The organism is Acinetobacter sp. ABJ-A23_2 (assembly GCF_044538765.1).
Lineage (GTDB): Bacteria > Pseudomonadota > Gammaproteobacteria > Pseudomonadales > Moraxellaceae > Acinetobacter > Acinetobacter nosocomialis_A.
The window spans coordinates 49,229-57,157 of the sequence record NZ_JBIUCP010000025.1 but is presented as its reverse complement, the minus strand read 5'-3'; the positions used below and the strand labels follow the sequence as shown (position 1 = coordinate 57,157).

Annotated in this window: 7 protein-coding genes, 1 tRNA gene and 1 pseudogene; 4 read left to right on the top strand and 5 right to left on the bottom strand. The window is 38.3% G+C overall.

Features of this window, described 5'->3' with window-relative positions; all coding sequences use genetic code 11:
• Positions 1-435: 435 nt before the first annotated feature.
• A pseudogene (locus ACH63V_RS10395) lies at positions 436-909 on the top strand (SgcJ/EcaC family oxidoreductase).
• A 78-nt stretch (positions 910-987) separates the two neighbouring features.
• On the opposite strand, the gene ACH63V_RS10390 reads toward ACH63V_RS10395, so the two are convergent.
• Both ACH63V_RS10390 and greB read right to left on the bottom strand, forming a co-directional pair.
• Positions 988-1,077: transfer RNA gene (locus ACH63V_RS10390), tRNA-Ser, on the bottom strand.
• Positions 1,078-1,166: 89 nt separating this feature from the next.
• Positions 1,167-1,661, bottom strand: a complete 495-nt coding sequence (gene greB, locus ACH63V_RS10385) for a transcription elongation factor GreB (protein WP_396463447.1) — start codon at positions 1,659-1,661, stop codon at positions 1,167-1,169.
• 373 nt (positions 1,662-2,034) lie between these two features.
• Between greB and ACH63V_RS10380 the strand changes: the two genes are divergently transcribed.
• On the top strand, positions 2,035-3,147 hold the full coding sequence (locus tag ACH63V_RS10380; RefSeq protein WP_107972574.1) for a transglycosylase SLT domain-containing protein: 1,113 nt from the start codon (positions 2,035-2,037) through the stop codon (positions 3,145-3,147).
• 92 nt (positions 3,148-3,239) lie between these two features.
• Here the strand turns inward: ACH63V_RS10380 and ACH63V_RS10375 are convergent, their stop codons facing one another.
• Entirely contained in the window at positions 3,240-3,623 is a 384-nt protein-coding gene (locus ACH63V_RS10375; protein ID WP_001110719.1) for an SCP2 sterol-binding domain-containing protein, read from the bottom strand.
• A gap of 208 nt (positions 3,624-3,831) precedes the next feature.
• Entirely contained in the window at positions 3,832-4,737 is a 906-nt protein-coding gene (gene ttcA / locus ACH63V_RS10370; RefSeq protein ID WP_107972573.1) for a tRNA 2-thiocytidine(32) synthetase TtcA, read from the bottom strand.
• 504 nt (positions 4,738-5,241) lie between these two features.
• Here ttcA and ACH63V_RS10365 point away from each other — a divergent pair.
• Together ACH63V_RS10365 and htpX are read left to right on the top strand one after the other, a co-directional pair.
• Positions 5,242-6,108: a lytic transglycosylase domain-containing protein gene (locus ACH63V_RS10365; protein ID WP_396463446.1), complete on the top strand. Its 867-nt coding sequence runs from the start codon at positions 5,242-5,244 to the stop codon at positions 6,106-6,108.
• 257 nt (positions 6,109-6,365) lie between these two features.
• Complete coding sequence (gene htpX / locus ACH63V_RS10360) at positions 6,366-7,271, top strand: protease HtpX (RefSeq protein WP_191010352.1); 906 nt, start codon at positions 6,366-6,368, stop codon at positions 7,269-7,271.
• A gap of 39 nt (positions 7,272-7,310) precedes the next feature.
• On the opposite strand, the gene ACH63V_RS10355 is transcribed toward htpX, so the two are convergent.
• Entirely contained in the window at positions 7,311-7,886 is a 576-nt protein-coding gene (locus ACH63V_RS10355) for a DUF4112 domain-containing protein (protein ID WP_396463445.1), read from the bottom strand.
• Positions 7,887-7,929 lie beyond the last annotated feature (43 nt).

Below are 7,929 nucleotides of genomic sequence, written 5' to 3'. Positions count from 1 at the left end.
CCATCACCATTAGGATGAAAAACGTACAAAACTAGCGAAGTAAAAACCTATAATTCACAAAATTTATATAACTCTAATTTTAATAAAACTAATAAATGCTATCCGGTATACAAATTCTCCATATTTTAAACTTAATTGATTCGTTCTAAACATTAAAAAAGCCTCAAAAAATCGAAGATTTTATTTAAATTTTTAACGGATGTTTGATTATTAACAGTATATTAAAGTCATTATGAGTCATTTCTATTTATCTTATATTTTTATCTGTGTTTTTCCAAAAACTTATCCATCGATTAGCTCAAACTTATAGTTGTTTAATACTGCTCACCCCTAAACTTTTTTGCGTTAAAAGTATGGCGTGTTTATAGGAATAAGTCCTTGCATGCTGAGCTGTGACTAGCTGTTCCGTTTAAGCATGTCGAAGCCGATTCATTTATAATATATTCAAAATGGACTTAAAACTTAAATAGTGGGGATGATATGAGTCAACACATAATAAACCCAGAAGACATTCCTTTAGCATTTCAAATTGCTTGGAATAATCATGATATGAAAGCCTTTGCTGCTCTTTTTCATCAAGATGCGACTTTCGTTAATCGTTTTGGCCATTACGTTAAAGGCGTTGATGAAATTGTTGCACTACACCAGCCTATTCATGACACCATCTATAGCGACTCAACATTAGAGAATGAACTCATCGATATTACACCGATGAGTGATGATATCTGTATTTCACACTTTTGGAGTCGCCTAACTGCGGGCGTAGCTCACCCACAGGGTCCCCATCAAATTGATACTCTCATTCTTACTGTACTCATCAAGAAGAATAATTTCTGGTACATTCAGGCGCTTGAAAATGTGACTTTAACAAACCCACGAACGGGAGAGACCATACTTAGAAATATATAAAAGAGAGTAAGATTATTTTTAGTAATTTATATGCATAAAAAAAAGCCCTTGTCATTAACAAGGGCTTTTTAAGAATTTTGGCGGAAGCGGTGAGATTCGAACTCACGGAGGACTCACACCCTCGTCGGTTTTCAAGACCGGTGCATTAAACCGCTCTGCCACGCTTCCAACGAGCGCTATAATATAAACAAAAATGCAAGTTGGCAAATCTTTTATTTAATTTTTAATTCAAACGCTCAAAATAAAAACAAATCTATTTAAATTTCATCATTTTTAGGCTTTTCATAACGAATTGCATTGATATACCAAAGCTTTTTACCTAAAGGAGTATGCACTTCGACCTCATCATCGACTTCTTTACTCAAGAGTGCACGCGCCATTGGTGACTCAATCGAGATATGCTGAGGATGGTGATCATAAATTTCGTCAATCCCGACAATTCGTAAAGTTTTTTGCTCCCCTTCTTCATTTTCAATTTCGACCCAAGCTCCAAAATAAACTTTGCCTTCTTGCTCCGGAGCATAATCAACAATTTTTAACTCTTCTAAACGTTTTCCTAAATAACGTACTCTGCGATCAATTTTTCTCAGTAGCTGTTTATTGTACTGATAATCGGCATTTTCACTGCGGTCGCCGAGGCTTGCAGCCCAATTCACTTTCTTGGTGATTTCTGGTCGTTCTTCATGCCAAAGTTGTTTTAATTCAGCAACTAATTTGTCATGTCCTGACCGCGTGATTAAGTTAGATTTCATGATAAAAAACCACTGATGAACAACATACTGCTTACAAGATGTAGCATTTTATACCCTATTTACCCATATCAGAAGTGTATAAATTTTCTTCCTTAATAAATTCATGTTGTTATGTTGATATATCGAATATTTAATTGTTCAAAATTTGACAATCTTTTTTTTGAATATTATGATGCGCGCATCTTAAATGTTGAGTATTTTTTAACCCAACCAGCAACTATGTAGATTTTCTACACAGTTTATTTTTTTCATTTCATGTCATTTTGAATGACGTCATGACTGCCCACCCCTTATTGAATTTATCAACTTTTAGAAGTTATGGCAGCTTTTTGCCTGGCTTTCTAGGGCATAAATTATCTGTAGCGGAGACAACATGCACAGTAATTCAAGTTCTGGGTCGAGGCTTAGCCTTAACTCTTTATTTTCTTCTCTCCCATTGAAAGTTCTTGCACTCAGCACTATGTTTTTTCCCTTTCATAGTATCAATGCAGGAAAAACCCTACAGTACAATACTGTAGTTAACACAAACACATTAACCGTAGTTGCTGTAGAAAGCCCAACTACTGTTTTTAAAGAAGATCAATTTTTACATGGCTTCGGTTATGACCTGGCTCGTAACTATGCGCAAAGCTTAAATGTAAAGTTGGACTTCAAAATTGTGGCAGATAACGCCACTGCACTCAAATGGGTCCAGCAAGGTAAAGCAAATCTTGCCATGACGACCGCGAGCTTAAGCTCAATCGAGAACAAAGGTTTAATGTCTTTTTCTGCAAGTTGTGGTGACATCGTAAATTTGCAAAAAAATGGATTAAATCCCGATTTAAGCTGGGTGTTTAAACAAGCAGATGATCCTCTTACACAAACTGCCAGTGGTTTTGTTTGTCAAAGCAAGCAAAATGGTCTGACTCAACAACTGGCTTCATTTTACAACCGTAACGTTGTAAAACCCGAGTCTTGGTCTACGATTCAACGTGACATCAGTACACGTTTACCCATTTACAAAGCCAGCTTTAAACAAAGCGCGGCGAAGTACGATTTAGATTGGCATTTGCTTGCAGCAATGAGCTATCAAGAATCGTATCTCAAGCCAGAGTCTGTTTCACCAACAGGCGTACGCGGGTTAATGATGTTAACCAACAGTACAGCTCGGGCAATGGGTGTAAGTAACCGTAGCGATCCAGCGCAAAGCATTCAGGGCGGTGCGAAATATTATGATCTCATGCTAAGTGAGTATGGTGATATTCCCTTCCCAGATCGTAACTGGTATGCCCTAGTGGCCTACAATATGGGCCCTGGTGCAGTCAACCAGATCCAGAAGCGCTTACAAACTCAAGGGAAAGACCCAAACCAGTGGGTGAATCTCTATGACTATTTACAGCGCAATCAAATGCGAAATGGTCGATACAAACAAGCGGTGCAGTACGTGACTCGTATTCGTGCTTATCTTGAGCATATTAAAACGGCGCAAACGCGAATCAATATCTAGTTTTATTGTTTTTAAAAGTTGATAAATTCATTGTTTGTATCAATAAAAAGCTTACCTCTTGGGGTAAGCTTTTTATATGAATTCTTTTAGACTTAAGCTGTTTGTTCTAATACTTTCTTGAACAAATCTTTTTGTTCTTGGCTTGGTTTAGCTGTTTGTAAAGCCATTAACTGAGACATGTCGCCTTGAACTTTAATTTTACCAGTCATGAATGCTTGCATAGCTGCTGCCATATCAAACTCAAGGAATACTTTACGTAAAGTTTCAGCATCCATGTTCAATGTTGTTTTGGCATTTGAAGACAAACCTTTTTGGATTTTACCCCCATCTAACGCTAATTCGGTATTTCCAGAAGCATCTGTAACTACTAAATTAATTGCCAAATTCGCAAGAGCTGGTGGCAAATTAAGATCACCTGCTTCAGCAGTTAATTTTTCGACAGTCGCAAACCAATCATCAGTTAAAAATGCAGGCATGATTCTTCCTCAAATTTATTTGTTCAATTTCTCTAGTTAGTTGCCTATCCAGACAACATCATATGAAGCACTTCTGCTTGTGCGTTGTTATAGCATGTAATTTTAAGGTTGGGCTATGACTTTTTGTACGGAACATTCATTTTTTAGTATTTTGATACATTAAAGGCACTTGTTTATAAAGTGCCTTTAATTGACTTACTTAATCGTTTTATTCAGCAGCAAAACTTAAGTTCACTACATCTAAACGTTTTTTAAGTTCTTCAGGGTCTTTAAAGTCGATCTCGCGCTGAGAATCTAGCGCTTCAAAATCAAACAAATCACGGTCCGCTAACTGAGACGGAGATACGTTTTGTAAAGCACCAAAAATGCTGTGTAAACGTTTCGGATATTGTTTATCCCACTCACGTAGCATTTCATTAAGCATGGCACGTTGTAAGTTCTCTTGTGAACCACAAAGGTTACACGGAATAATTGGGAACTTACGTAATTCGGCATATTTGATAATGTCTTTTTCTTCAACATAAGCCAAAGGACGAATCAAAATATTCTTCTTATCTGACGACAAAAGCTTAGGTGGCATCGCCTTTAAGCTGCCGCCATGGAATAAGTTCAAGAAGAAAGTTGCAATGATGTCATCACGGTGATGACCTAACGCAACTTTAGTGGCACCAATTTCTTGAGCAAAGCCATAAAGCGAACCACGGCGTAAACGTGAACACACTGCACAGTATGTTTTACCTTCAGGTGTTAAACGCTTGGTAATGGTGTAAGTGTCTTTTTCCAAAATGTAATATGGAATGTTATTTTCTTCCATATAACGTGGTAAGACATCTTCAGGAAAGCCCGGCTGCTTTTGGTCAAGGTTAACCGCAACAATGTCAAAGTTGATCGGTGCAATACGTTTGAACTGCAACAAAATGTCGAGCAAGGTATAACTGTCTTTACCACCAGACACACACACCATGACCTTGTCACCATCTTCAATCATATTGAAGTCACGAATGGCATGTCCAACTTGACGGCGAAGCTTCTTAAGCAAACGATAATAGACCGAGCTTGTTGGAAGTTCAGGCTTAAAATTAAATCCTTCGTTGGACTCAACTGGCGCGTACATAGACGAGATATACCCATAAATAAAAATACCGCGCAATTTTATATGATTCGGACGGGAATCGCATCAAAAGAATAGTTTCAATTCTTGAAGTCGTCATAATGCTCAGGCATGATGCAAAAGCAGTGCTCCATTTTGACCAATGAGTTCATTTTTTGCGCAAAATGCTTACTTTTTGGACTTTTCCACAGTTTTCCACAAAACCTGTGGATAAAATTGTGGATTTCTTCGTGCTTGACAAACTGTTTTCACCTTCTGTTAAGGGTTTTATTTAAATTGATCATTTTTTAACCAATGATTTTTACCTTTAATTTTCAAATAGTTATTCAAGTCAATAGAATCATTTTAAAATTTTTTTTTAATTTTTTTTGATGATCATTCGAACAAAACAGCTTGATTTTTTAAAACAGCCAAAATAAAAAAAATTACACAAAACTTCTTTCTGTAATATTTTTTGATAAACTCTTTGACAAGTTTCGAATACCTTAAAATTGTGAATAACATAAAATGAAAAATTCGGTTCAATATCTTTTTTCTTGTTTGCTGGGGATGACCACTTTTTCGGTAGGTATAATGCCGACTTTTGCGGGTCAGATGTACGTTTACCAAGACAAAAATGGCAGTACTTTACTGACTAACCGTAAAAGCTATGACAATTCACTCAAGAAAGTAAAAGTGACTTACTATCCCGATAGTAATATTCATAGTTATACCAACTGGGGCGCTTCAGAAGCTTCTGTTCTACCGAGTTATAGCAGAAATAAAAATGCGTTTGACCATATTATTAAACAGGCCGCACAACAGCACGGCGTATCAGAAGGTTTAATTAAGGCAGTCATGCATACCGAATCTGGTTTTAATGTGAATGCTCACTCTCCTGTCGGTGCTCAAGGCCTAATGCAGCTGATGCCAGCTACTGCCCGTCGCTTTAACGTATCTAACGCCTATGATCCTCAGCAAAATATCTTTGCTGGTGCGAAATATCTAGGTTGGTTGCTCAAGCGTTTTAATGGCAATACACAAATGGCGCTTGCTGCCTATAATGCTGGTGAAGGCAACGTAGATAAGTATGGTGGTATCCCTCCATTTCGTGAAACCCAAGATTATGTTCGCCGTGTAACTAGTCGATATCAAAACTTATATTCTTCTGGGGTAAGCCTTTCATCGTTTAGTAACTCAAATATTTCTGCTCAAGCAGTAAATCCCCCTGTTTCGCCACAAGCCACCACACCTCAACAAGTATCGGCTAAACCTGTTAAATACTCTTCTGGGCGCCAAATCGTAACATTGTCAGATGGCACTTATACAGATGCCCCGACGGGTACTTATGTCACCAATAACGCAACAGCAATTGCGCATATTAGAATCGAGTAAAGTTTAAAACCGCATGTATTGCGGTTAATCTTTTAACGAGGCCCATTGTCTAAAAATTGTAATGATCTATTACCCCTACCCGAGTGTTTAGACGGGCCTTATAAATAACTTTTTTAATTTAAATACATTCTTTCGCAGGAAAGAATGTATCGATTCCTTATTTTTTCCTTGAATTTTTCCCCTAAGCGCCGCATATTAGCTGAGTGATTTATAATTTATAAATCAGATAATATTTTATTTATAAGAGGATTTTCTCAATGATGCGGATTGGTTTGTTTTTGCTTACCAACCTCGCGGTACTGGTTGTAGCTGGCATTATTTTGTCACTCTTCGGTGTCGGTAGTTACCATGGCGCGGGTGGCTTAAAACTAGGCAACCTTTTAGTCATCTGTTTTGTGTTTGGTATGGTGGGCTCTTTAGTCTCTCTATTTATGTCCAAATGGATGGCTAAGAAAACTACTGGTACAGAACTGATTGACCCAAATGCTCCTCGTAACCAAGCTGAAAGCTGGTTATTGCAAACAGTCGCTGAACTTTCTCAACGTGCTGGTATTAATATGCCAGAAGTTGGTATCTTCCCTTCATATCAGTCTAATGCCTTCGCAACAGGCTGGAATAAAAATGATGCCTTAGTTGCCGTTTCAAGCGGTCTACTTGAGCGTATGAACAAAGATGAGTTACGTGCAGTACTTGCGCACGAGATTGGCCACGTTGCAAATGGTGACATGGTTACACTCGCACTCATCCAAGGTGTAGTAAACGCCTTTGTGATGTTCTTTGCTCGTGTAGTAGGTGACTTTATCGACCGTAATGTTTTTGGTCGTCAAGACAACGAAGCCCCTGGTATGGGTTATTTCCTCATTACGATGGTTCTAGATATCGTGTTCGGTATTCTTGCTTCCGCTATTGTGATGTGGTTCTCTCGTTACCGTGAATACCGTGCTGATGAAGCCGGTGCACGTTTAGCTGGTAAACAAGCAATGATTTCTGCTTTATTACGTTTACAGGCTGAAACAGAGTTACCTGACCAAATGCCAAAAGAAATGAAAGCGTTCGCTATTGCGGAAGGTAAAGAACAAGGCTTTAGTTTAGCTGCTTTGTTCCAAACTCACCCATCTATCGAACAGCGTGTAGCAGCTCTACATCAGTTAGATTGCCCATAACACAGTAAATAAAAAAGCCTCCTTTTGGAGGCTTTTTTATTAGGCTGAATGAGCAAGTCCCCAAAGAAAACTGATTCCCCACCACATCGCGAAACCAATCAGAACAAGCACAAATACCCCTAATAAATCGGGTATATGTAGCCATAACCAACTCACAACTGGGTTACGCCAGAAAGCTGACTGTTGCTGCTTCTTTTCAAGCTTTTCGTGTAAATACGGATGAACAACATGCATATCACTTTGAATTGCATATTCTTCGCGTATGTGGGTATGAACCACATCTAATGCTTTTCTACTAGGGCGTATAAAAATATCGAAAATAGTCCCTGCAACAGGCACACAGCCCACCACTGCATCGACTACAGCCAATTTTATGACAGGAGTGAGCTTATGCTGCGGTACACCAATTTGCTTGGCTTTATATATGGCATAGCAAGTTAGAACAAAACCTGCTACATCACCCGCAATAGGAATAGTACTTAGAGCCGCATCGGCACCAATACCCTGCTTTGTAAAAGGGATACGGACGGCGCTATCCATCATGTTTGCGAATTTAGCCAGGTCTCGTTCTAATGCGATGACCTGTTGCTGTGTTAGTTTTTTTTCTTGAGGCATCTAAATCAAATATATGAAGAAAAGTTAAACTTAATATACTTGA

What these genes read in the sequence shown, in the direction of transcription:
- greB (WP_396463447.1), bottom strand. Translation starts at nt 1,661, where the DNA reads ATGAAATCTAACTTAATCACGCGGTCAGGACATGACAAATTAGTTGCT.
- ttcA (WP_107972573.1), bottom strand. Translation starts at nt 4,737, where the DNA reads ATGTACGCGCCAGTTGAGTCCAACGAAGGATTTAATTTTAAGCCTGAA.
- ACH63V_RS10355 (WP_396463445.1), bottom strand. Translation starts at nt 7,886, where the DNA reads ATGCCTCAAGAAAAAAAACTAACACAGCAACAGGTCATCGCATTAGAA.
- htpX (WP_191010352.1), top strand. Translation starts at nt 6,366, where the DNA reads ATGATGCGGATTGGTTTGTTTTTGCTTACCAACCTCGCGGTACTGGTT.
- ACH63V_RS10375 (WP_001110719.1), bottom strand. Translation starts at nt 3,623, where the DNA reads ATGCCTGCATTTTTAACTGATGATTGGTTTGCGACTGTCGAAAAATTA.
- ACH63V_RS10380 (WP_107972574.1), top strand. Translation starts at nt 2,035, where the DNA reads ATGCACAGTAATTCAAGTTCTGGGTCGAGGCTTAGCCTTAACTCTTTA.
- ACH63V_RS10365 (WP_396463446.1), top strand. Translation starts at nt 5,242, where the DNA reads ATGAAAAATTCGGTTCAATATCTTTTTTCTTGTTTGCTGGGGATGACC.